This is a genomic window from Shewanella electrica (genome assembly GCF_022321485.1).
Classification (GTDB): Bacteria; Pseudomonadota; Gammaproteobacteria; order Enterobacterales; family Shewanellaceae; genus Shewanella; species Shewanella electrica.
This window is the reverse complement of sequence record NZ_JAKOGG010000020.1, coordinates 48,813-72,378: the sequence shown is the minus strand read 5'-3', so window position 1 is coordinate 72,378 and position 23,566 is coordinate 48,813. Positions and strand designations below refer to the sequence as shown.

The following is a 23,566-nucleotide window of genomic DNA, read 5'->3' as shown; positions in this document are numbered from 1 at the left end:
CACCCGTAGCTCAGCTGGTTAGAGCACTACCTTGACATGGTAGGGGTCGGTGGTTCGAGTCCACTCGGGTGTACCAAAACTCTTTTCTGTTTAATCTCTGCTAATTCCCCTATTGTTCTTACCGTAAATAGCATCGAGCTATTGAGCCGTCTTGCAACAATCTCAATCCTAGTGACCTCATTATTAGTGGCATCTAGCGCACTTCAGCCGCAACGTTGAGAATGCAGCTCAAGTCTTCGCTGCCATCTGCCATTGTCGGCGCTAGCTGTTAATTGCCGATTGACCATCACATGCTCGACACTCAACCCTAGCTCGTTATTCTTCAGCAACATTATCCACACTGATGGTTAATAGTTGTGGCCCTGCGCCAGCGTTAGCCATCACATCATCGGGATTTCGCAGCGGACAATCCGTTAGCGATAAACAACCACAGCCGATACAGCCTTCCATGTGATCCCGTAGTGTGGTCAAGGTGGCGATCCTTTCAGTAAGTACCGCATGCCATTCACTGCTGAGTTCTCGCCATTCGCTGACAGAGATCGGTGTGTTTGGGATGGCATCTAAATGTTTTTTGATTTCTGTCAGCGGTAATCCGGCGGCTTGTGCAATGCGAATAACGGCAATGCGACGTAACACTTTACGATCATAGCGCCGTTGATTGCCGGCATTACGGGTACTGGTGATCAGCCCTTTGGTCTCGTAGAAATGCAGCGTGGAAACCGCCACACCACTGCGTTTAGCCACTTCCCCAACCGACATCGCCCCACAACGTTCCATAATGTAAAAATCCTGTTGACCTCAAGTATACTTGAGGAAATAGTATTCGCGTCGGTTAACGCATTCAAGCGTTTATTCATCTCTGACAACTTATTCAGGAGCCGACATGGGTCACACCAATTCCCCCAGTCTTCAACTTTTGTTCACCTGTCGTAACCGTTTTATGCCTGCCCCTTGCATATTAGGGGGTCAACATGAGTAATGGAGTACAGTTGCCGCCAGCCCCTGTTTCAGACAGCAAACAGCTTAGAACGACGCTTATCATCACCGGAGTATTTCTGGCGTTGGTGTTGGGTGGTATTTATTACTGGAAAGCCTATCTCGCCAGTCACCAAACCCATTGGCAACCTCAAGCGGTACCGGTGAGCGCGATGCAAGTGACGGCGGCACCGTTACCGTTACAACTGAATGCCGTTGGCGAACTGTCCGCCGTGCAGCAGGTCACGCTGTCAGCCGAAGTGGCTGGTCGTGTTGATAGTCTGCACTTTCACTCGGGTGAACAAGTCAAACCGCAACAATTATTAGCCGAACTGTATAACGGCCCTGAGCAAGCGGCGCTGCAAGCCGCAGAAGCCCGTCTGGCATATGCCAAACATCAACTCAACCGTTCACAACAATTAGCACCGACTGGTGCGGAATCGTTAGACGTACTGCAAGAACGGCAATCCGCCTTCGCCCAAGCGCAAGCCGATGTGCAAGCCGCCAAGGCGCAACTCAGACAGAAACAGATCCTCGCGCCATTTGCTGGCGAATTAGGTATTCGTCAAATCGATCTTGGTGAGTATGTGAATCCGGGTGATGCCGCAGTCACACTGACGGCGCTGGATAAGTTGTATGTCGAATTTACCCTACCGCAGCAAAACTTCGCGGCCATCAAAGTCGGCGGCGACATTACGCTCACCAGCGATGTTTATCCGCAGCAGCAATTTAGCGCCAAAGTCCACGCTGTGGAGCCACAGTTAGATAACGACACTCGCAACGTCCGTGTGCAAGGTGAGTTCGACAACGCTGAGCAACTGCTGCGCCCTGGTATGTATGTCAATGCGGCGTTAAATCTGCCTGCGGCGACAAACGCGATGGTCGTTCCCGCCACAGCAGTACAAACCTCTGCCCAAGGTCACAGTGTGGTGGTGGTACGCGGTGACAATGCGAAACAACAAGGTAAAGCCGACATCGTTGCGGTGGAGATTGGCAAACGTATCGACAATCGTCTGCAAATCGTCAGCGGTATCCAAGCGGGCGATGTAATTGTGGTTAACGGCCAAAACCGCGTGCAACCCGGTGCAGATGTAGTGGTACAACACCTACTGGCTGCAGGAGAGTAAGCGTTATGCACTTTACTGATCTATTTATTCGGCGGCCGATATTATCGATCGTCGTCAGCTTGATGATTTTGCTGATCGGCATCAGCGCCACCAACAACCTGCCCATCCGCCAATATCCGCAGATGGAAAGCGCCACTATCACTATTGATACCTCGTTGCCCGGCGCCACGCAGGACATGATGCAAGGCTTTGTCACTACGCCGATCGCTCAAGCGATTTCTACCGCCAGCGGCATTGAATACATCACCTCGACCTCGCGCCAAGGTAAGAGCCATATCTCGGCCAAGCTGGTACTGAACGCCGATGCAGACCGTTCGATGACCGAGATTTTATCCAAAGTACAAACGGTGAAATACCGCTTACCCGAAGGTGTGACCGATCCGGTAATCGCCAAAATCACCGATGGCGCCTCGGCGATTCAATATTTGGCATTTGTTAGTGACACGTTATCGCCGCCGCAAATCGCAGACTTCATCTCTCGCGTCGCCCAACCGCTGATCACCTCTGTGCCCGGCGTGGCCTCGGCAACCGTGCTCGGTGGCGCGCCATATGCCATGCGCATCTGGATTGATCCAACCAAACTCGCCGCACGCGGCATGACCGCCAGCGATGTTGCTAGCGCGTTGCGTAGTAACAACATTCAAGCGTCGCCCGGTCAATTGAAAGGTGATGCCACCGCGCTGAACATCACCGCGGGTACCGATCTGCGTAGCATCGATGCGTTCCGCCAAATGGTGCTGAAACAAGGCAACCAAGGCGTGGTGCGCTTGCAAGATGTCGCTACGGTGGAGCTTGGTGGTCAAAATTACGATTCCGCCATGTTGGCGTCTAACCGCCGCTCGGTATCCGTGGCGATTTCGCCGACACCCGATGGCAACCCGCTCGATATCGTATCGCAAATTGTTGATCGCATTGAGGATATGCAGGCCGTCGCTCCGCCCGGTTTGCTGATTGAAAACCAGTTTGATGTTACCCACTTTGTTGACGCATCCATTGAGGAAGTTACCCACACCTTAGTCGAAGCAATCATTATTGTGGTTGCGGTAATTTTCCTGTTCCTTGGCACTTTCCGCGCGGTAATTATTCCGATTGTCACTATTCCGTTATCACTGCTGGGCACCGCGGCATTGATGTTAGCGTTTGGCTTCTCGCTCAACTTGCTGACCTTACTCGCCATGGTGCTCGCCATTGGCTTAGTGGTTGACGATGCCATTGTAGTGGTCGAAAACATCCATCGCCACATCGAAGAGGGGTTATCGCCGTTCAATGCGGCGCTCAAAGGCGCGCGTGAAATCGTCGGGCCAGTGATTGCCATGACCATCACCCTCGCCGCTGTTTATGCACCTATCGGCATGATGGGCGGTTTGACTGGCGCCCTATTCCGCGAATTTGCCTTTACGCTCGCGGGATCGGTCATTGTCTCCGGCGTAGTCGCACTCACCTTGTCACCGATGATGAGCAGCAACCTGCTTGCCGCGCGTCAATCTGAGTCAAAATTGGAGCAATGGATTGAGCATTACATGGAGGGGCTCACTAGCCGATATGTAAAACTCCTTGATAAAACCTTAGTGTCGCGGCCTGCGGTGTTACTGGTGGGCGTGGTGATCCTTGCCGCTATCGGCGTGTTATTTACCGGAGCTAAGCGCGAATTGGCACCGGCGGAAGATATGGGCTACATCTTTGCCCAAACCAAGGGACCACAATATGCCAACGTTGACTATACCGCTAAATACAGCGGGCAAGTCGATAAGCTGTTTCAGCAGATCCCCGAGTTTGATCGCAGCTTCTTTGCTATCGCCAATGACGAAGCCAACATAGGTTTCGGCGGTATTATTCTCACCGAATGGTCGGACCGAGATCGTAACGCAGACAGCATTCAAGGGCAGCTCGCGGGATTAACCGCGAGTGTGGACGGCGTGTATACCTCGCTGTTTCAACCAAGCCCGCTACCGGCGGCCAGTGGCGGTTTGCCGGTGCAGATGGTGATCCGTTCATCTGGCGAATTTAGTGAACTGTATCAAACGCTGATGGGACTGAAAGGCGCCGCGTGGGGCAGCGGTTTATTTGCTTTCGTTGATAGCGACTTGGCATTTGATAGCGCTGAAGCCCATATCAACATCGACCGCGATAAAGCCGGTGAGCTTGGGATCAGCATGGCAGAAATCGCCGATACCTTGGCGATATTGGTGGGTGAAAACTACATCAACCGCTTCAACTGGTTTGATCGCTCTTACGACGTGATCACCCAAGTTCCGCAAAACCAGCGTCTCACCCCCGACAATCTCGGCAACTACTATGTGCGCACCGGCACGGGCAAATTAGTTCCGTTATCGACCGTCGTTAGCGTGGAGATCAAACCGCAACCGAATAAACTGCCGCAGTTTAACCAGATGAACTCCGCCACGTTATCAGCGGTATTGATGCCCGGCGTGACCATGGGACAAGCGGTACATTTTCTGGAACAACAGGCATTACCGGATGGCACTACGGTCGATTGGCTCTCGGACAGCCGTCAGTTTGTGCACGAAGGCAATCGCCTCACAGTATCGTTCGCCTTTGCTTTGATTGTGATTTTCTTGGTGCTAGCCGCCCAATTTGAAAGCTTCCGCGATCCGTTGGTGATTTTGGTGACAGTACCGCTGGCGGTGTGTGGTGCCTTAGTGCCGCTGTATCTTGGTTTCACCACGCTCAACATCTATACCCAGATTGGTCTAGTGACCTTGATCGGTCTGATTTCCAAACACGGGATTTTGATGGTGTCGTTCGCTAACGACATGCAGTTGCATGAAAAGATGAGTAAATTGGAAGCGATTCGCCACGCCGCTGCGGTGCGTATGCGCCCAGTGTTGATGACCACCGCCGCCATGGTGGCAGGCTTAGTACCACTGCTGTTTGCTGCTGGTGCTGGCGCCGCGAGCCGCTTTGCCATTGGCATTGTGGTGGTGATGGGCATGCTGATTGGTACGCTGTTTACCCTGTTTGTCCTACCAACTATCTACACCTTGTTAGCGGCAAATCACCAAAATGATCATCATTTGTCAGCGACCGAAACCGACGATGCCGCTAATCCAGCAAAAAATGGTGAGGTGGCCCATGGTTAAGCCAATGAATACGATAAACAAGCAGCGTTTTCCTCGCACGTTGCGGCCACTGGCGTTGTTGTTGCCGCTATTGCTCGCGGGGTGTAACACTGCCCCCGACGCGCAAGATTATGCACCGAAGCAGATCAATAGCGGTGATTTTGTTAGCCGTGCAGATGGTCAAGAATCACTACAACCACTGCCAAACGACTGGTGGCAGTTGTATCACGATGAGCGACTAAACCAGTTAGTGACGCAAGCGCTGAGCGCCAATAACGATCTGCGCGTGGCAGAAGCTAACTTACGCCGAGCCCAAGCGGTACTAAAACAGTCGAAATCCGACCGATTGCCGTCAACCACGCTGTCAGGCGGTGCCAGTTATGGTGATGCAGAGCAAAGCGTTAATGATGAGCAATGGAGCGAATCGGCGGGATTATCAGTGGCATGGGAAGCGGACTTTTGGGGCCGTATCAGCCAAGCAATAGATGCCGCCAGTGCAGATGTTGCCAGCCAACGCGCAGCACGCGATATGGTGCGCGTCACCGTGGCAGCAGAAACCACCCGCGCCTATCTCAACCTGTGCGCCTACGGTAATCAGTTACAAGTGGCGCAAGCGTCATTAGCCAATAGCCAACACCAACGCGATATTGTCGCGGCGCAGTTACACGCTGGCACCGTGACGGAATCTGCCCTCGCCAGTGCAGAAGCGGTAGTGGAAACGGTACAAGCGCAACTGCCGATGGCGCAAGCTGCTAAGCAAAATGCTTTGTTTGAATTAAGTGCCTTATTAGGGCTAACGCCAGCGGAAGCCCCCAGCGATCTGCAAAGTTGTCAGCTACCACCAGCAATGGCGGTGGCGCTGCCAGTTGGCGACGGCACAGAACTGTTGCGGCGTCGGCCAGACTTACGTCAAGCGGAGCAAACGCTGGCGGCAGACATTGCCCGCGTCGGTGTGGCAACCGCCGATTTGTACCCACGGATCACCTTGGGCGCGTCAGCCAATTATCTGCACAATGATGTGGTAAAAGGCAGTGACAGTTTCACTTATGGCATTGGGCCATTAATTTCATGGAACTTTCCCAATATGGCGGCCGCCCGTGCTCGACTGGCGCAAGCGGAAGCACAAGCCGATGCGTCAGTCGCCAATTTTGATGCCCAAGTGCTGAATGCACTTAAAGAAGTGGAACAAGCGCTAACGTCACTCAACGCGGTAACCCAGCAACAGCTAGCCTTGGCACGTGCCGAACAACAAGCGACTCGGGCATATCAGCTCGATAAAGCACGCTTTGATGTGGGTGCCATCGCCCATGTCGCATTATTAGTGACGCAGCGTAATTTGCTCGATAGCCGCGCCGCCAATGCCGAAGCACAAGTGGCACTGACTAATGCTCAGGTCGATCTATTCCGTGCCTTGGGTGGCGGTTGGCAACAAGCGCCCTCGCCGCAGTTGTAAACGCGCCAGCAAACTGACCCACATAACAGAGCCACGCAACTGCGTGGCTCTGTTTTATGCAGCATTCGCCGGTGTGGCAAATTACAGTGCCAATTCCAGAATTTTGCTGACGTCATCTGGGGTGATGCCACCGTGTTCGCCTAACTGATGCTGTTTCAATTTGGCAACCACAAGCGGGATGATGTCGGCTTTCAAGCCGTAATCCGCCAGACGGGTTCTAACGCCCATAGCTTCAAAAAATTCGCGAGTACGTACAATCGCTTTCTCGGCAGCCAACAGATCATCCGCTTCGTTAATCCCCAATACGCGACGGCCGTATTGCGCCAGTTTTTCGCTGCTACATTGCGCAATTCCGCATCGCGGCAATTCCAACCGGTTTCGCCAGCATCGGAAAATTGCACGTTTTCAACGTATATGTTGTCACATTCACGGAACATTTTTGGCGCGTCGACTTTAGTATTCAATACCTTAACGTTTTTTGAATACCAAATAGCCGTACGTCCGGCGACAGGAAATACGCTGTCTTCAACCAGCAAATTTTCGTTATGCCAGAACGGATATTTTCCCAAGAATTCACATTGAAATGCTTCGATATTCTGCGCATGTTTCATCGCCGATTCGCCAGCAGTTTCGCCGGGATAGATCTTCACATGTTCAAAGCGGGTATCTTGGGCTGCAAAACACGGGCGTTCGCCTTCAAAAAAAGTATCTTTAATTAGGTTCATAATCCAACAACAGGTTGCGACTAAGCCGTGGCGACGCACAGCAAAAACGATGCGTCATCGGCTCAGTGGGAGTAACAATTTGCCAAAACGCCGTTGTGTAACAGGTTTCGGTAAAGTGACATTTGCTTATCGAGGGCAATGGTGAAAACGGCTTGGTCCGTTTTATGGTGGATTACTTTGTGGCAAAACAAGCTATGAATAAATCACGGTTTTCTTCTTATAGTAATGAGATAATCTCATCAATAGATGTAACAAAATGAATTTAAACAATTTTAATTATCTGCCGTTCTGTCAGAAAATGCACAATAGCTGAGCGTTCTCGATTTTACTGATAAGCTAGCGGCGATTATTGAGAGAGGTTCATAAATATGGCGCGTGAGAATTACAACGAACTGATAGCGTTTATCGCTGTGGCCCGCGAATGCAGTTTTACTAAAGCCGCCGCCCATTTAGGCATAACTCAATCAGCTCTTAGCCATACTGTGAAAGGGCTGGAAAAGCGTCTAGGCATTCGCTTATTGAGCCGCACCACGCGTAATGTGTCACTCACTGAAGCAGGTGAACGTCTACTCACCCGCATTTCGCCCAAGTTTGAAGAGATCGATACGGAGATCTCATTGCTGAGCGAGCTACGCGATAAGCCTGCTGGCACCATTCGTATCTCCTCAAGTGACCACGCCATTGATACCCTACTCTGGCCTAAGTTGGCCGAGGTGCTAAAGCAGTATCCAGATATCAAATTGGAATTATGCGTCGACTATGGGTTTACCGATATTGTTGCTCGGCGCTTTGATGCTGGCGTACGCTTTGGCGAAGCGATTTCCAACGATATGATTGCCATCCGCATTGGTCCAGATCTCAGTATGGCGGCGGTGGCAACACCAGCATACTTTAGCCAACATGCCAAACCGGTAGTGCCACATGACTTGTTGCAGCATAACTGTATCAACTTACGCTTTCCCACCTATGGTGGCTTGTATGCATGGGAGTTTGAAAAAGGTGATCGGCAGTTAAACGTTAACGTAGACGGACAACTGGTGTTCAACAATATCAATCAGATTTTACAGGCTACTTTGGCGAGTTTTGGCATCGCCTTTTTACCAGAAGACATCTTCCAACCCTATGTCGACAGCGGCGAATTGGTGCGGGTGTTAGCAGATTGGTGCCCACCATTTGCGGGTTACCATCTCTATTTTCCTCACCGCATGCGCTCATCCCCAGCGTTTGATGTGATTGTTAACGCATTGCGCTATCACAGGTAATGGCTGGAACTATTGAACTTTGCTGGTTGTTTTTGCAGCAGACAGCGCGTGATTTAGGCCAGGCCCGTGATGTGCCGTGTAGTCATTCTCCAGCATCAGCCACTAGCAATCGCTGTAGCCAAAAAGAACATTGGACCGCTGCCGCAGCGGTAGCAAACTCGTTAAAAAGCAAAATCCGATGACGTTTCGCCACCGGATTTATTGTCTTCTTCTTTTAGTAGTGGATTCGCGTCAAATACATGCGTCATGTACGCGCTGCCATATTCAAACACAAGTTTACTCGGGAAGGATTTAACTTGCGCTCTGGCCGCAGTGGCAGAGCGTAAGTTATTGTAGCGTCGAAACGATTTGAAGAGCAGATAAAAACACCCTATCAGCGCTCTTGAAGAGCTAGCTGTTCGGCGTTATCGCGTCGTCCACTTCGATAGCGGCCTCACTTTGCTCTTTCTGTTCTTTTAGCTCTTTCTCTTCAGCCGCTTTCTTTTGTTGATGCTCAGAAGCTTCTTTCGGGATCAAGCTGATCAATTCAACGCCAGTGGGGAAGGTTTTCATGTCAGCGGTAATCATATGCACCTTACCCGCTTTCACATAAATCAACGGCACCACAGTATCACCGTAACGCTCGATAAAATCTTGATAACTGAAGTTTTCAGTCAAGTTGGTCGTTTTCAATACGGCATCGCGGTTCATCAGGCTTGCCAGCTTGGAGTAAGACACTGACTCATCAAACAAACACATGCGCCGCAAGTAAGATTCGGACAACTGATGGCGGGCACTGCCTGAAGAATCGGTCGTGCTAACACCAAAGACTTTTTCGGGTCCAAACAGATCTTGAAAGTGGAAAAAAACCACAGGGTTTAACTGTTGATATGGACTGAGGATCAGCACCTTGCCGATGCCGCTCAAATCAAGATAGGTATCCGCATGTTCTGACACCGGATTACCAAAATACACCTGAATATTATCCATACGTGCCAAACGCACGTTATCCCAGTTCGAGTCAGCAATAATCACCTTAATGCCTTTCGATACCAGAATTTTCGCCAGCTCGCGGGCAAATTTAGAGCCACCGAAGATTAAGAAGCCTTGAGCCGATTTCGCCGTCACACCAAGACGTTTAGCCCAACTCAATGCAGTGAGCGACTGGATAACCACCGTACCGATGATGATCAAAAATACCAGCGGCACCAACATATCAGCGCCTTCCATGCCTTTTTGCTCAAGCTTAATTGCAAACAGCGAACTCACCGCAGCAGCCACGATGCCGCGCGGTGCAATCCAACTCAAAAACCACTTGTCACGCGCTTGTAATGAAGTTCCGATGCCGGACAACCAGATGCTTAGCGGCCGCGCAATGAACAGCACAATGAGCAATAACACGCCACCCTGCCAGCCTAAACTGAGCATGGCGTCAGAATCTAATCGCGCCGCCAACAAGATAAACAGCGCAGAAATCAACAATACTGTAAGGGTTTCTTTAAATTCAAGAATCGCTTGAATGGCTACGCCACGCATGTTTGCCAGCCAAATGCCCATCACGGTAACCGTTAGCAGGCCAGACTCTTCTTGCAATAAATTTGAACCAACAAATACGCCTAGCGTAATGGTCAGCACGGCGGTATTGGTCAGGTAATGTGGCAAAATGTTGCGGCGTAATATCCAGCCGAGCACGTAACCAGCCAACGCGCCTATGCCTAAGCCAATACTGAGCATTGACCCTAGCGCGGTGAGCACATGTGAGGTTTGATCTGAACTTACGGTGATGTACTCATACACCAATACCGCGATCAAGGCACCGATTGGGTCGATGATAATCCCTTCCCAGCGCAGAATACTGGCAAGCTCTGACTTCGGCCGCACCGTACGCAACATCGGTACAATCACCGTTGGGCCGGTCACCACCACCAATGCGCCAAACAGCAACGCTAACGACGACGAAAACTCAAACAACCACCAAGACGCCACGCTGATCACTAGCCAAGTCGCCATCGCGCCCACGGTAACCAAGTGTGTCACCATGCGGCCATGGTCGCGGATCTCTTTGAAGTTCAGCGTCAACGCACCTTCAAACAAGATAACCGCCACACCTAATGAGATGAGCGGAAACAGTAAATCGCCAAAAATAGCGTCAGGATCTAGCCAGCCTAACCCCGGGCCAATCACGAGCCCACAGCAAAGCAACGGTAAAATAGCTGGCAAACGTAGTTGCCAACCTATCCACTGGCATAACAGAGAAAGGACGCCAATAAGCGCCAGCATTCCAGTAATTTGTTCGATCATTACAGTCCCTAGTTTCTAATAACAGTGGTGACAGACAAGAATAAATTAACTTGTGGCTGAAAGGTGAACTTGAAGAAGTATCGACTGGATCCTGCGTTCGGATCAACATTTCTGCGAGAAATAAGTGGGTATTTAAAAATAAAAAAAGCCTGTATGTAAACAGGCTTATGCATCTGGCGGAGCGGACGGGACTCGAACCCGCGACCCCCGGCGTGACAGGCCGGTATTCTAACCAACTGAACTACCGCTCCAGAGATGTCATTGTCCTAGTGGCGGAGCGGACGGGACTCGAACCCGCGACCCCCGGCGTGACAGGCCGGTATTCTAACCAACTGAACTACCGCTCCACTTAGGATGGCCGCAATAATACGAATCAGCTTTGGTAGCGTCAACAGTTTTTTAACGAAAACAAAGCTGTTAAGCCATTTTTTAACCATTTGTGTTTTTTCACAAATTAACGCTTCTGTTCAGACTCGTCTGGCATGGTTAAATCAATCTCGTGGATCTCATCTGCCACCGAGCGTGGTGGCGCTTTCTCGGCGGCGGCTTGTTCGGCGGCAGCCAAAGCTTGTTTTAAGCTTTTACGCTTGCGTAAAAACAGCAATAAGCCTGCGCCAACCACTAACAATAGGACGTTGCCGATAATTACTAGCTTCATCGCCTCAGATTTGGCTTTTTCCTCTTCCGCTTTGGCGATAGCGGCAGCACGAGCGGCCAGCTCTTCAGCACTTGGTGGTGGTTTTGGCGGTTCAATAAAATTGAAGAAACGTTCTGGCAGCGTTAACACTATTTCCCGTCCGGTATTGGTGGTACTAAACAACGTTCCTTTAATACGATAGCTACCAAAATCGCGAATATCGGTCAGCTGTAAGTCTTTCTCTGGGGCGCCGTCCAATCGTTCGCTGAGGGTGGCTTGAAACCCCGCAGGCCCGACAATCGACAGTTCAAAAAAAGTTTCAGCTAAGTTTAACTGCTCTCCATCAGCAATGAGCTTTAATTCCCACGGTTGTTCCAGCGGCTTTTCTGGCTCAACTACAGTGATATCCGCAGGGATTTTTGACAGCACAAACTCCTGCTGGTATTCGCGTTGAAACACCTCGTTTTGCGCTTGGATTTTGAGTCGATAGTGGCCCCACGGCTGATCAAGATTGATTTTAGAGGTAAACACCCCATCATCTGGTTGTTCGTCTAATTCACTGCCATTATCTTGATAAGTGCCCACATTAAAGGTACCGGCGGCAAAGTTAGCATCCTCTTTATTTTGCAGCGATGAAAACCCAGCGGTCCATTGCACCATATAAGCCAGCCCCGGCAGGCGCAGGCGTAAGTCATCACCGGTTAGCCACGCACGTAACTTTAACCGTTCGCCCTGAAACAAGGGTTGTGGAAATGGCTCAACATCAATGGCCAACTTTGACAGCATTACAATCTTTGAGCCAGGGACAATTTTGCCCGTCAGTTGCCATGGACCAGGCATAGGCTGTTGAATGTTAATGACATCGCCAGATTCGGCGTCAGTCCACTTAACCGATTGCGGATGCCGGTTGGCATACCATTTTGAACCGTCGGGTTGGATCACCACCACCGGTGCCGAACCGAATTTTCGCTGCACAATTAAGGTCACTTCATCGACCATGTGATCAATGCGAAAGCGATTCTTCAATTCTGACGCCTGCGAGGACGGCACTATGTGGTCCTGCTTAGCTGATGCACAAGGCAGTAATCCCATCACTGAGATCAACGCTAAACTGATACCGCGCGCAAATATTGCCAAGTTATGTTCCTGATGGTTAGTCGCGCCAGAGACACTTACCTGATTTTCCCACTAAATCAAGGCGCTGTTCATGCATATTTAGTTCATCGGCCGAAGCGCTGATCACTTTAAGCGAACGACGATTTGAATTTAGCCGAATAATCCCACCCGCAGCACCACCGCTACTTTCGGCGTCCAAACTCAAATTAAATTTAGTCTGCCCCCCCGTCATCGCCAAGTACACATCAGCCAGAATTTCGGCGTCGAGCAATGCGCCGTGGTAAGTACGACGTGAGTTATCAATGAAGTAGCGTTTTGCTAAGGCATCCAAGTTGTTCTTTTGGCCCGGATGCAGGAATTTAGCAATATCTAACGAGTCGAGGATTTGACAGATGTCGGCCACTTTGGGGCCGCGCGGCGACAACATGGAAAACTCATGATCCATGAAGCTGACGTCGAAGGGTGCGTTGTGCGCGACGATTTCAGCGCCATCGATAAAATTGATAAAGTCTTGCGCGATCTGCGCGAACGTAGGCTCGTTGGCAACTCGCTCGTTGGTAATGCCGTGAACCGCCATGGCTTCTTCATCAATCGCTCGCATCGGGTTGATGTATTGGTGATAGGTGCGCCCAGTCAAACGGCGGTTGATCACTTCTACGCAACCAATTTCAATAATTTTATGTCCTTGGAATACTGGGCCAGTGCCCTGATTCATACCGGTGGTTTCGGTATCGAGGATCACCTGACGCGTCGCATTTGAGATGATATTCATGTATTTTGTCGCTTTAGAAACGGATTATTACTCTAATTTGGGGCTATGTTAGCAAGTTGATGACTGAACTCAAACATATCGAAATTTTTACTGATGGCTCCTGCCTCGGTAATCCCGGTCCTGGTGGCTATGGCGCCATCTTAAAATATAAGCAACACATCAAAGAGCTAGCCAAGGGTTTTAGCCTAACCACCAATAACCGTATGGAATTGTTAGCGGTGATTGTGGCGCTGGAATCACTCAAAGAGCCGTGTAAAGTGTCGGTGACCAGTGACAGCCAATATATGCGCCAAGGCATTACTCAGTGGATCCACAACTGGAAACGTAAGGGCTGGGTGACGTCGAACAAAACGCCGGTGAAAAATGTCGATTTGTGGAAACGCTTAGATGCCGCCTGTCAGCAGCACCAAATCGAGTGGCATTGGGTAAAAGGCCATGCCGGACATCCAGAAAACGAACGGTGCGATGAGCTGGCAAGAACCGCCGCAGAACAAGATGCGGTGCGCCCAGACACTGGCTACCAACCGTAATCACCTTATGGCGTTGGCTGTAGCCGTAAAAAATTAGCACAGAACTCAATAAATGCCTGTGCTAATGGCGATGTACTGTGGTGTTTGTGGCGCAGTAGATAAAACGGTCGCTCCAGCGTCATACCCGCCACCTCCACCGTATTGACCTCTTTACGGGTTAGCTCTTTGTCAATCGTGAGTGCTGACAATACGCCTAGCCCTGCGCCCTGCTTCACCGCTTGTTTAATGGCGTCGGGCGTGGGAAAGGTAAACCGCACTTCTGGACGCAGATTCAATTTATTTGCCGCATTCACAAAATATTCCCGCGTCCCCGAGCCCTCTTCGCGCAGTACCCACAGTGCATCGCTCACCTCTTGCGGTTGTACCGTTTTGCCTGCCAGCGGGTGCGCCGGATGGCAAAAAATCTTCAATTGGTCGTGGTGCCAAGTTGTCACATCAATACGATTATCGAGACAGTAGCCTTCAATAAAACCGAGTTCGGCACGAAACTCCGCCACATCACGCACCACATGCAGTGAATTATCAATATTCAGCTCAACATGAGTCTCGGGGTGCAACTGGCAAAACGCCACCGCCGCTTTGGCGAGCAGGAAATTGCCGATGGTGTTACTGGCGCAGACGTTCAATGTACCAGCCAGCACGGTTGCTGATGGCGCAAACGCTTGTTCTATCGCTTCTACTTGTTGTAGCACCGTGGTTGCCAACGGCAATAGCATCGCCCCTTGGGAATTTAATTGCAGTTTGTTGCCGATACGTTCAAATAAACGGGCATCAAGTTGACGCTCCAACTCTGATAATGCCATTGAGGTTGCCGGGGCGGAGAGATTAACTCTGGCAGCCGCCTTAGCCACTTGTCCTTGACGCGCTACCGCTTCAAAAATCATTAACTGCTTAAGGGTAATTCGCATCTATTTTTCCGAGTCTTTTAAATTACGTCCTGAAAAACCACCGCTAGGCGCGGGCTGCCAGCCAGTCACCGTTTTTTTCTTTTTCTGCGGCAATGGCGTTAATGGCGAGTCAAGTTTACGCGCGACCATCACATATAACGCACCAGTGCGCGGCAAAATCTTTTGCTGCCACTGACGGCATAGCTGCGGATAATCCCATTGCGGCATAAATGCGTGAAAACCAATACGCTCATCATGCACTAATTGATAACCCAGCAAACCGAGCCAATCTAGCACACGGGCGGGCATAAAAAACCGTCCGTTCCACGGCCAGTTGCTTTGGCTTTTAGGAAAAAGTTTACCAAGATAAGCGCTGCTAAAGGGATTAATCCCACAAATCACCAAATAGCCGCCGCTAACTAATACTCGGTCGACCTCACGTAATATGCGGTAGGGATCATGTTCAAATTCCAATAACAGTGGCATCACCACGGCATCGATGGACGCAGACTGCAACGGTAACGCGTCAAAATCGGCAATGACATCGGCGCGTTGCTCAGGAAAGAGTGAAAAACTATGATTAATTTTGCACTGTTGCAGATCGAGATCTAGGCTCATCGGCCCTAGCTTCAACAAGTGATAACCAAAGATACGCGGCCACCAAGGCGCTAGCGATTCGTCGACTTCAGCCAACAGCTGCGGGCCGTTGGGTAGATCTTCCCAATCCTGCCATGATAATTCAGTAGTTGCTGACACGTTAATATTCCGGTCTGACCATTGGGTTTTGGTTAGATTAATAATGGATCCCCCATTGAGGCAAGCGACTCAGTGCGTTAAATTTATCACGCTCGCAAGTTCACATTATTTATCAGGAGTTGCTAATGGCTCAGTCCATTCCATTCAGACAAACTCATAACGGCTTTATTGTCGCCCCTATTCCCGCCTTTAATGACAATTATATTTGGGCGATTGGCGATAAAGATGGCAACGCTTGGGTGGTCGATCCGGGTGATGCAACTCCTGTCATCAAGCTGTTTGAAGATAAGCAGTTAAGCTTATGCGGCATACTGATCACCCATCATCACAAAGATCATACTGGCGGCATTGATGGCCTGTTGCAGCACTTTGGCAGCGATATCCCGGTGTATGGTCCCGTTGATAGCCACGATGCCATCAGCCATCCGCTAAGCCACTCGGGTCAAATCAGCTTATGTGCAAAAGATAACCGCTTTAATCTGCAAGCCTTAGCATGGCCAACGCCCGGGCATACGTTAGATCATTGGGTGTATTTAATTGATGATGCGCTGTTCTGTGGCGACACCTTGTTTAGCTGTGGCTGCGGCCGCATGTTTGAAGGCACGCCGGAACAACTCTACCGTTCATTAGCGACCTTAGACAAATTGTCGCCGCTGACACGTGTTTACGCCGCACATGAATACACCTTAGCGAATATCAACTTTGCGCTGATTGTTGAACCAGACAACCTCGAATTGCAGCAATATGCGCAAACCGTTGCCGCAGAACGGGAGCAATTGAAACCGTCGTTGCCGTCCACTATCGCCGTAGAGCAAGCCGTTAACCCGTTTTTGCATTGTACTGATAATCGTCTACAAGCAATTTTGCAACAACAGTTCAAACAACCCTGTCCTGATCCTGAAAATCGGCTAAAACTGCTACGTCTTTGGAAAGACAACTTCTAAATATTTCGCTAGAATGCTTCGCAGCCGGGTAAAATGCTCGGCTGCCGTTTTTTATATCTATAAAAACAAATAGTTGTAACATTGTCGACACTTGCTGGGAATTCTGTTTCATTCAGATGACAGTGGGATGACGTCTGTATTGCCTAAATACACTTGAGGTAAAGCGCGTTTGAAGCACTACAAAATCACCACCGCCGTAGCATTACTTTTGCTGCTATCTGGTTGCCAATCGGCACCGTCATCAGATGAACCGGAAGAGCCCATTACTGAAAACAGCACTGTCGTACCTGCTGTTCCGGTCGCCGTAGAGCAACACCCCAAAGTGCAACAACCCGTGCCGATTACCGATGTGTGGCAGCGTTTGCGCGAACAGCTCAACATGCCAATTCCCGATCAAAAGCTGGTTAAACGCTATCGTGAATGGTACATCGCTAACCCTAAACACCTGCAGCAAATTTCTGAGCGAGCCACGCCGTTTCTCTATCTCATCGTCAATGATATTGAACAACGCGGCTTACCGATGGAGTTAGCGTTACTGCCGATTGTCGAAAGTGCTTTTGACCCGTTTGCCTATTCACCCGGCGCCGCCTCAGGTTTATGGCAATTTACCTCGCCAATGGCGCGCCATTTTGGGTTAAAAATCAACTGGTGGTACGACGGTCGGCGTGATGTCCCTGCTGCGACCGATGCGGCGCTCGACATGATGGAATATCTGTACGATAAGACAGGTAAAAACTGGCTCTATGCTATCGCTGCTTATAATACCGGTGAAGGTCGGGTGATCAATGCAGTGAAAAAGAATGCTGCAGCGGGTAAAGCAACGGATTTTTGGTCACTGTCGCTGCCGCGTGAAACCGAGCGTTACGTGCCACAACTCCTCGCACTCGCCGACGTGATCAAACATGCGTCGCAATATGGCATTGAGCTAACCCCAATAGATAACTCCCCTGCGGTTGCAGTGGTCGATATCGGTAGTCAGTTAGATTTGGCAAAAGCCGCAGAGCTGGCAGATATCGATATTGTCGAGCTGCAACGGCTTAACCCAGGTTATAACCACTGGGCCACCGCGCCCAAAGGGCCGCATCAGTTAGTTGTGCCTATCGACAAAGCACAGCAGTTCACTACGGCGCTGGCGGCATTAGATCCCACCGAACGCCTCAACTGGCAACGCTACCAAATTAAATCTGGCGACTCTTTGTTAACTATCGCGAAGAAGTATCAAACCACTGTCGACATTATTCGTAGCGTCAATGCCATCAAAGGCAACCGTATTGTGGCGGGTAAATACCTGCTGATCCCGGTGTCGTTGCAGGAAGCGGGCGATTATCCGCTGTCATCAGAGCAGCGCGTCTTAGCGCGTCAAAACAACAATAATAAGCGCTACAGCTCTAAATATGAGGTGCAATCAGGCGACTCGCTGTGGAAAATCGCCCGTAAATTTAATGTGAGTTCGCAACAGTTGGCGGGCTGGAACGGTATGGCAACCAAAGACACCTTAAAGCCCGGCAAAGTGTTGGTGGTGTGGCATGAAGCTGAAAAAGGCAAAGGTGTGGTGCGTACAGTGAAGTACAAAGTGCGCAATGGTGATTCGTTAGCGAGAATTGCTGGTCGCTTTAAAGTGACCGTGGGGCAACTGGTTAAATGGAATCGCTTGAATGAACATAACTATCTGCAACCTGGACAGACATTAACCTTATTTGTCGATGTCACCCGTAGCGACAGCTAATCTATCGCAGCAACAACGGCCCTCAACGTGACCAGTGCGTTGAGGGCAAGCCCCTCACCAGCTCACACAACATAAGATCACACTAAACTACCAAAATCCATGCTAGTCCTCATTACTTACATAAACTGCAAATAATATTCCGGTTTACTTGATCTCATTCATAGATTCACTGATGTCTTTGCATTCATAATAGGCCGAACAACAAGCGTCATTATTTTGACGTTCATGACAACTATCCTGCTCTAGACAGGAGTGCGCTCAATGAGACCCAAGCAAGACATTACCAATATTGAAACCCCCGTGCCAACGTCCTACCGTATTCTGTCTACCACAGATCTGAAAGGACGTATTACGCATATCAACAAAGACTTTTGTGATATTTGCGGCTTTGAAAAGGACGAGCTGTTAGGCCATGGGCACAATATTGTGCGGCATCCTGATATGCCTAAAGCGGCTTTTGCCGATTTATGGCAGGACATTAAAGCACGAAAAAACTGGATGGGGCTGGTTAAAAACCGGCGTAAAGATGGCGGGCATTATTGGGTCAACGCTTTCATCACGCCGATTTTGCGCGATGGTAACATCGTTGAATACCAATCGGTGCGCACTACCGCCGAACCAGCACTGATTGAACGGGCGAAACAGTGCTATCAGGACATCGAACGCGGCAAATTGCCGCTGCCACGGTTGCAACTGTCGTTAACGCAGAAAGTCATCTCGGCGTGGTTACTATCGAGCATTATCATCGCGGCCGGATGTTTAACCGGTGGCATATATGCTGGCGGCGCGGTGGTGCTGTCACTGCTAGGAATGGGCTACTTTGGCATGCGTCTTAGTCAACGCTGTGCCAAATTAAGTACCTTGGCCGCTAAGGCGCAAACTAACGCCCTACTCCAAAGTATCTATACCGGTGACACGGATGAGTTAAGTGCTGCCGAACTAAGCTTACGGATGCGTGAAGCCGAAGTTATCGCCATAACTGCGCGTATTAATGATACCGCCGAACATTTAGATAAAAACCTCAGTTGCCATCAACAATCGGTTGATGACAATCACAAGCAGTTGTCATCTCAAGCTGGGGCATTGGACGAACTCGCCGCCGCCATCAGTCAAATGAAAAGTGCCATCAGCGAAATTGCCTCAAGCTCCGCCGGATCAGCCAGCGACGTCGCCGATTTGGAACGTCGCAATCAACACACCATGACGTCACTTAGTGACAGTCGCTCGGCCAATGCAGAAATGAACAGCCTAGTACAAAAGGTAGAAGCGCAGATTACCGAACTTGCTAAGCACTGTTCATCGGTCAATACCGTGTTGGATGTGATTGAGCAACTATCGGAGCAAACCAATCTGCTAGCACTGAACGCGGCAATTGAAGCGGCACGCGCCGGTGAAGCTGGCCGCGGTTTTGCGGTCGTGGCCGACGAAGTGCGTGCGTTAGCTCAGCGCTCTTCCAGCTCAGCCAAAGAGATCTATGACATTATCCGCCAACTTAGCCAGCAGAGCAGCGAAGCAGTGAAAGAGATGAGCCGCAGTAAGTCGTTGGTGGAACAAAGCGCTAAGTTGGAACAGCAACTCGCCACACAGCTCACGGAAGAGGCTCAAACATTGGCAAGGATTGCAGGTAACAGCCAACAAATTGCTGTAGCCACAGAGCAGCAAGCCTATACGGTTGAGCAACTATTCGATAACTCGAGCAAGCTCCAGCAAGGTCTGAATCGATTAAGAGACAACAGCAAAGTAGCAACTAGCCATGGTGCTGAGCTACAAAAACAGAGCCTACGGCAGAAAGAACTCATCGCCCAATTTCAATAACGGTTTACGAATGACACCTAAGGTCAGGCATTGCCTGACCTTTTTTGTTGGGTAACGCCGTTATTATCTGCCCGATGGTTGGCGGGGTAATCCCCCCTTAAATTGACTGAACATCAATTTGGCTGACGCAAAATGCCGCCATCTCACCAGCAAGAGCACGGTCGCGAGACAAACTCTCGGGCAGGATAATCGTTGGAGTGCTGATAAACAAAAGCCCCCAACCGGGGGCTTCAGATTACTTTTTACCACCAAGCTTTTCGAATAACTTGTTGGTGAGTTTTTCTTTCGCTTTATCAGCTTCTTCTTTCACTTTGGATTTGAATAACGCATCGGTATCTAGGCTGAACTTAGGTTCAGTGAAGCTACCTTTAATCGCCAGCGGGATCTCAACCCCAACCAAATCATCAAGCTCTTTACCGCCCTGACCTTTCAGCGTGCTCACTAGCGCAGTCGTCAGTTTGTAATCGAGTGATTGATCGAGCAGATTAGCATCGCCTTGACCAGAGATTCGAATAAGCGGTGAAGCCATCAATAGATCTGGGTTGTTGGCGACACCATTCGCTAAGCTGAAGCTGCCCGTCAAACTGGTGAAATCGGTTTTCTTCGCTTCATTATTCGTTTCAGTGAAGTCCCCTTTCAATTTTGCTTGGGCGCCACGAATCATCTGCGGCACGTTTACGCCATAAAGCGCACCGTTATTAATGGCAAATTTACCGTCAGCATTGAGGCGCTGCTTTATATTGTCCGGGATTAAGCTGTTGCCGTTACCTTTAATGGCAATATCTGCCGTGCCATCGAGGATTTCGGTATCAGCGGCATCTTTCAGCAGATTGCGAATATTGATACTTGAGATCTGGCTATCAAAGCTGTATTTCGCCACAGCGTTACGGCCATCTAACGTAGCTGAAGCGAGCAAACTACCATCATACAGAGCGGCAGATAGTTGCTTCATGTTCATCACGCCGTTTTTAAGGTTGATGACCATCTTCCAATCTTTGGTGGTAAGCCCTGAGACGTTAATCCCCGCAACAGCCAGTTCAAAATCCGCGTTGACCGCTTTAAGGCCGGTTAAGTCAGGCTCTGGCGCTGCGGTAGCGGGTGCGGCACTGTTTGATGCTGGCGCAGCTGCCGTTTTGTCATCGCTGCTCTCTGGTAACCATTTATCAACGTCGATTTCGCCAAGTGTCAGTTTGGCTGATACGCTCGGCACGGCGGTGCCAAACTGTACATCTAATTGACCTTTACCTTTGATGTCGTTAATAGCGAGGTCGGTTAAGGTCGTGGTAGCGGTACTCTTATTGGTATCAACGGTAGCATCCACGGTGACGTTATTTTCCACTTTACCGGTTGGTAGCGATTTACCTTCAGCAACGGTGGTTAATACCAACTCCTTCAGCGAAAAAACTTTCAGATCTTGGGAGATTTTCAACTGACCATGCCCTTCACTCTTGACCGTCAAGCCATCCAACGCGGCAGATAGCTCATAATCGAGTGAAGCAAACTCACCTAGCGATAATGCACCGATCTTAAAACTGTCCAACTTGAACAGATTATCGCTGCCGGTGGCTTCGTTAATGACATGCACTTGCGCATCAGTCACACTCACACCGCCAATACTTAGCGATTTTAACGTCAGGCCGCCATCACTCGTAGATGCGGTAGGTTCAGTGGTCGCTGGCGCAGTGCTAGCTTTGCCACTATTTAACCCATCAAGGCTGGTGTTACCTTGTTTATCGGTCACTAAATTCAACCGCAAGCCATCAAGGACTAATTCAGCGATTTTGACTTCGTGACTAAATAGCGGCATCAACTCAACCGTGGCGACCACTTCATTAATGGCCGCAAAAGTCGGTTGGCTGAAGTTTTTCGGGTTACCAAGAGAGATGCCCCCAGCTTTGATGCCAACGGATGGGAAAAACGTCCACTCCAATGGTTTATCGATGTTGAAATCCCTGCCGGTTTGCTTTTCAACCGCAGCGATGATCTGTGGTTTAAAGTCGTTCGGGTCAAGGAACACGGTGAGATAAGTGATAGCAGCAGCCACCACAACGACGATACCGATCAGTATCCACTTAAGCACTTTCATGAAAACTTCCTTCTTCTCCATGCGAATTCTGCATACTATGCCAGAATATCAACACTTTGTTGACCAACAACTTAAGGTACAGACGAATAACTCAACAGCCCTATTCAGCTCCTCAGGAATAAACGCTAAGCGCCCCGCAGAATAGACACCGGACTTATTCGTACTTCCCCCAGTTAAAAACCAAAGTTAGTCCATCATGGCGAATCTCTCGAATTTTTAACAGCGTTCGGCCATCCTGCTGATGTTTACGGCGAAAAAGCCGCCGGATTTCGATAAGTTTTAGCGTTGCTGTATCGTTTGGATATCGAAAATGTTATCTCAAGGTAATAAATTTCATCGGCTGTCTAAAGAAATGTATAAATCTCGCGAATATATTGAGCATTTCTTTTGAAATAATATAAACTCGTTTAGATACCTTTTTGTATCTTTAGAAACCTCATTCATATCAGCAAGTCTACAATTGATAAGAGAAAATAATGACCAACAGCGAAATTGATTTGCAAAGTGCTATTGCTGCGCTTGATGAATATGGACATGACAAAAAACTTTCAAACGACTTAGAACATGCCCGTAATCAACAACAGATGACCCGTTATCTGAAATCGCTCGATTACAGCCTGCGTCGTATGAAGACTTTGCAGGAAGCAGTAAACGCTCTGGTAGCAGAGATGGAAGTTGATCAAGTTAAGCAAGAACAAGTACAAACATTTAAATCAAAAGTGATTAACCTATCGAAAGAATTAAACATGTCTTACGATGAAGTGGTTACACTGATGGCTAGCGCCAAATAAATAATTTATACAGAAAGGGACGGCAATCGTCCCTTTCTGTTATCTACACTTCCCAATAAAACTCGCTATTATCATTCCAACCAATGTAATAAGCAGCCATCAATAGTTGAATTAGTAAATAATGTTGTTATTGATAACAATAGCAGTCGATGATCAGGCTGACACACAATATTGAATCCCCTCAAAATCTCACTTTAGCGCTCCCATATTCGACAAAACCTATGTGAACAATTGGCGATGATCGCACTACCGCCCTTCAGTCAAAAAGCAAGTGATCGCGACACGCAGCACTGACTTAGGGAAGGTGCCTCAACAGGCAACCTCAATCTACCGTCATAACGCTTTGATTGCTGGCAGTTCCAACGAATTACACTATGCTTGAATAAAGCAAATACTAGGGGCTATTTATCTTCGTTGGTTGTTTTTGCAGCTGGCATCGTGTGATTTTGGCAAAGCAGTTGATGTGCCGTGTAGTTATTCTTCACCAACAGCAGCTAACGCCGATAAATTGCGCTCTGTCGCTGCCCAAAGGGTTCATTTAAACGCATCCTGAACTTCGTTGCGCCCAGTTGACTAAGCGTCACTGACCGCGCCGTGCCCATAA

General features: G+C 49.4%; 17 protein-coding genes, 2 tRNA genes and 1 pseudogene. 9 read left to right on the top strand and 11 right to left on the bottom strand.

Annotated features, from left to right (window positions below; genetic code table 11):
- Positions 1–315 precede the first annotated feature (315 nt).
- Positions 316–777 (bottom strand): redox-sensitive transcriptional activator SoxR, encoded by a 462-nt coding sequence (soxR, locus tag L9G74_RS18400; RefSeq protein WP_238898233.1) that lies wholly within the window; start codon positions 775–777, stop codon positions 316–318.
- A gap of 194 nt (positions 778–971) precedes the next feature.
- On the opposite strand from soxR, the gene L9G74_RS18395 reads away from it, so the two are divergent.
- From L9G74_RS18395 to L9G74_RS18385, 3 genes are read left to right on the top strand one after another with little or no spacing between them, the layout of a single operon-like run.
- Positions 972–2,102, top strand: a complete 1,131-nt coding sequence (locus L9G74_RS18395; protein ID WP_238898232.1) for an efflux RND transporter periplasmic adaptor subunit — start codon at positions 972–974, stop codon at positions 2,100–2,102.
- Between the two features lie 5 nt (positions 2,103–2,107).
- Positions 2,108–5,203: an efflux RND transporter permease subunit gene (locus L9G74_RS18390; RefSeq protein ID WP_238898231.1), complete on the top strand. Its 3,096-nt coding sequence runs from the start codon at positions 2,108–2,110 to the stop codon at positions 5,201–5,203.
- Between the two features lie 4 nt (positions 5,204–5,207).
- Positions 5,208–6,635, top strand: coding sequence for an efflux transporter outer membrane subunit (locus L9G74_RS18385; RefSeq protein WP_238898230.1), 1,428 nt, complete (start codon positions 5,208–5,210; stop codon positions 6,633–6,635).
- 81 nt (positions 6,636–6,716) lie between these two features.
- Here L9G74_RS18385 and L9G74_RS18380 read toward each other — a convergent pair whose 3' ends face one another.
- The gene (locus tag L9G74_RS18380) at positions 6,717–7,007 is read right to left on the bottom strand and encodes an iron-containing alcohol dehydrogenase (RefSeq protein WP_238898229.1); all 291 of its coding nucleotides are present in this window, start codon (positions 7,005–7,007) and stop codon (positions 6,717–6,719) included.
- A gap of 17 nt (positions 7,008–7,024) precedes the next feature.
- Positions 7,025–7,360 (bottom strand): annotated as a pseudogene (locus L9G74_RS22455) (DUF3737 family protein); the annotation flags it as partial.
- Positions 7,361–7,728: 368 nt separating this feature from the next.
- Between L9G74_RS22455 and L9G74_RS18375 the strand changes: the two are divergent.
- Positions 7,729–8,622 (top strand): LysR family transcriptional regulator, encoded by an 894-nt coding sequence (locus tag L9G74_RS18375; protein WP_238898228.1) that lies wholly within the window; start codon positions 7,729–7,731, stop codon positions 8,620–8,622.
- 390 nt (positions 8,623–9,012) lie between these two features.
- On the opposite strand, the gene L9G74_RS18370 is transcribed toward L9G74_RS18375, so the two are convergent.
- The 5 genes from L9G74_RS18370 to dnaQ all read right to left on the bottom strand — a co-directional run bounded on the left by L9G74_RS18370 (position 9,013) and on the right by dnaQ (position 13,427).
- Positions 9,013–10,902, bottom strand: a complete 1,890-nt coding sequence (locus L9G74_RS18370; protein WP_238898227.1) for a cation:proton antiporter — start codon at positions 10,900–10,902, stop codon at positions 9,013–9,015.
- 174 nt (positions 10,903–11,076) lie between these two features.
- Positions 11,077–11,153 (bottom strand) — tRNA-Asp (locus L9G74_RS18365).
- Positions 11,154–11,172: 19 nt separating this feature from the next.
- Positions 11,173–11,249 (bottom strand) — tRNA-Asp (locus L9G74_RS18360).
- A 107-nt stretch (positions 11,250–11,356) separates the two neighbouring features.
- On the bottom strand, positions 11,357–12,676 hold the full coding sequence (locus L9G74_RS18355) for a TIGR03503 family protein (protein WP_238898226.1): 1,320 nt from the start codon (positions 12,674–12,676) through the stop codon (positions 11,357–11,359).
- A 16-nt stretch (positions 12,677–12,692) separates the two neighbouring features.
- On the bottom strand, positions 12,693–13,427 hold the full coding sequence (dnaQ, locus tag L9G74_RS18350; protein WP_238898225.1) for a DNA polymerase III subunit epsilon: 735 nt from the start codon (positions 13,425–13,427) through the stop codon (positions 12,693–12,695).
- A 59-nt stretch (positions 13,428–13,486) separates the two neighbouring features.
- On the opposite strand from dnaQ, the gene rnhA reads away from it, so the two are divergent.
- Positions 13,487–13,957, top strand: a complete 471-nt coding sequence (gene rnhA / locus L9G74_RS18345) for a ribonuclease HI (protein WP_238898224.1) — start codon at positions 13,487–13,489, stop codon at positions 13,955–13,957.
- A gap of 5 nt (positions 13,958–13,962) precedes the next feature.
- On the opposite strand, the gene L9G74_RS18340 is transcribed toward rnhA, so the two are convergent.
- On the bottom strand, positions 13,963–14,865 hold the full coding sequence (locus L9G74_RS18340) for a LysR substrate-binding domain-containing protein (RefSeq protein ID WP_238898223.1): 903 nt from the start codon (positions 14,863–14,865) through the stop codon (positions 13,963–13,965).
- A complete protein-coding gene (locus L9G74_RS18335) occupies positions 14,866–15,600 on the bottom strand; it encodes a class I SAM-dependent methyltransferase (protein ID WP_238898222.1) in 735 nt (244 codons plus the stop codon).
- Between the two features lie 125 nt (positions 15,601–15,725).
- Between L9G74_RS18335 and gloB the strand changes: the two genes are divergently transcribed.
- From gloB to L9G74_RS18320, 3 genes are all read left to right on the top strand, one after another.
- Positions 15,726–16,544: a hydroxyacylglutathione hydrolase gene (gloB, locus tag L9G74_RS18330; protein WP_238898221.1), complete on the top strand. Its 819-nt coding sequence runs from the start codon at positions 15,726–15,728 to the stop codon at positions 16,542–16,544.
- A 169-nt stretch (positions 16,545–16,713) separates the two neighbouring features.
- A complete protein-coding gene (locus tag L9G74_RS18325) occupies positions 16,714–18,270 on the top strand; it encodes a lytic transglycosylase (protein ID WP_238898220.1) in 1,557 nt (518 codons plus the stop codon).
- Positions 18,271–18,531: 261 nt separating this feature from the next.
- The gene (locus tag L9G74_RS18320; protein WP_238898219.1) at positions 18,532–20,085 is read left to right on the top strand and encodes a methyl-accepting chemotaxis protein; all 1,554 of its coding nucleotides are present in this window, start codon (positions 18,532–18,534) and stop codon (positions 20,083–20,085) included.
- Positions 20,086–20,320: 235 nt separating this feature from the next.
- Here L9G74_RS18320 and L9G74_RS18315 read toward each other — a convergent pair whose 3' ends face one another.
- Positions 20,321–22,171, bottom strand: coding sequence for an AsmA family protein (locus tag L9G74_RS18315; RefSeq protein WP_238898218.1), 1,851 nt, complete (start codon positions 22,169–22,171; stop codon positions 20,321–20,323).
- A gap of 476 nt (positions 22,172–22,647) precedes the next feature.
- Between L9G74_RS18315 and L9G74_RS18310 the strand changes: the two genes are divergently transcribed.
- Positions 22,648–22,962 carry a hypothetical protein gene (locus tag L9G74_RS18310; protein WP_238898217.1) on the top strand — a complete coding sequence of 105 codons (315 nt, stop codon included), beginning with the start codon at positions 22,648–22,650 and terminating at the stop codon, positions 22,960–22,962.
- Positions 22,963–23,566: the final 604 nt, after the last annotated feature.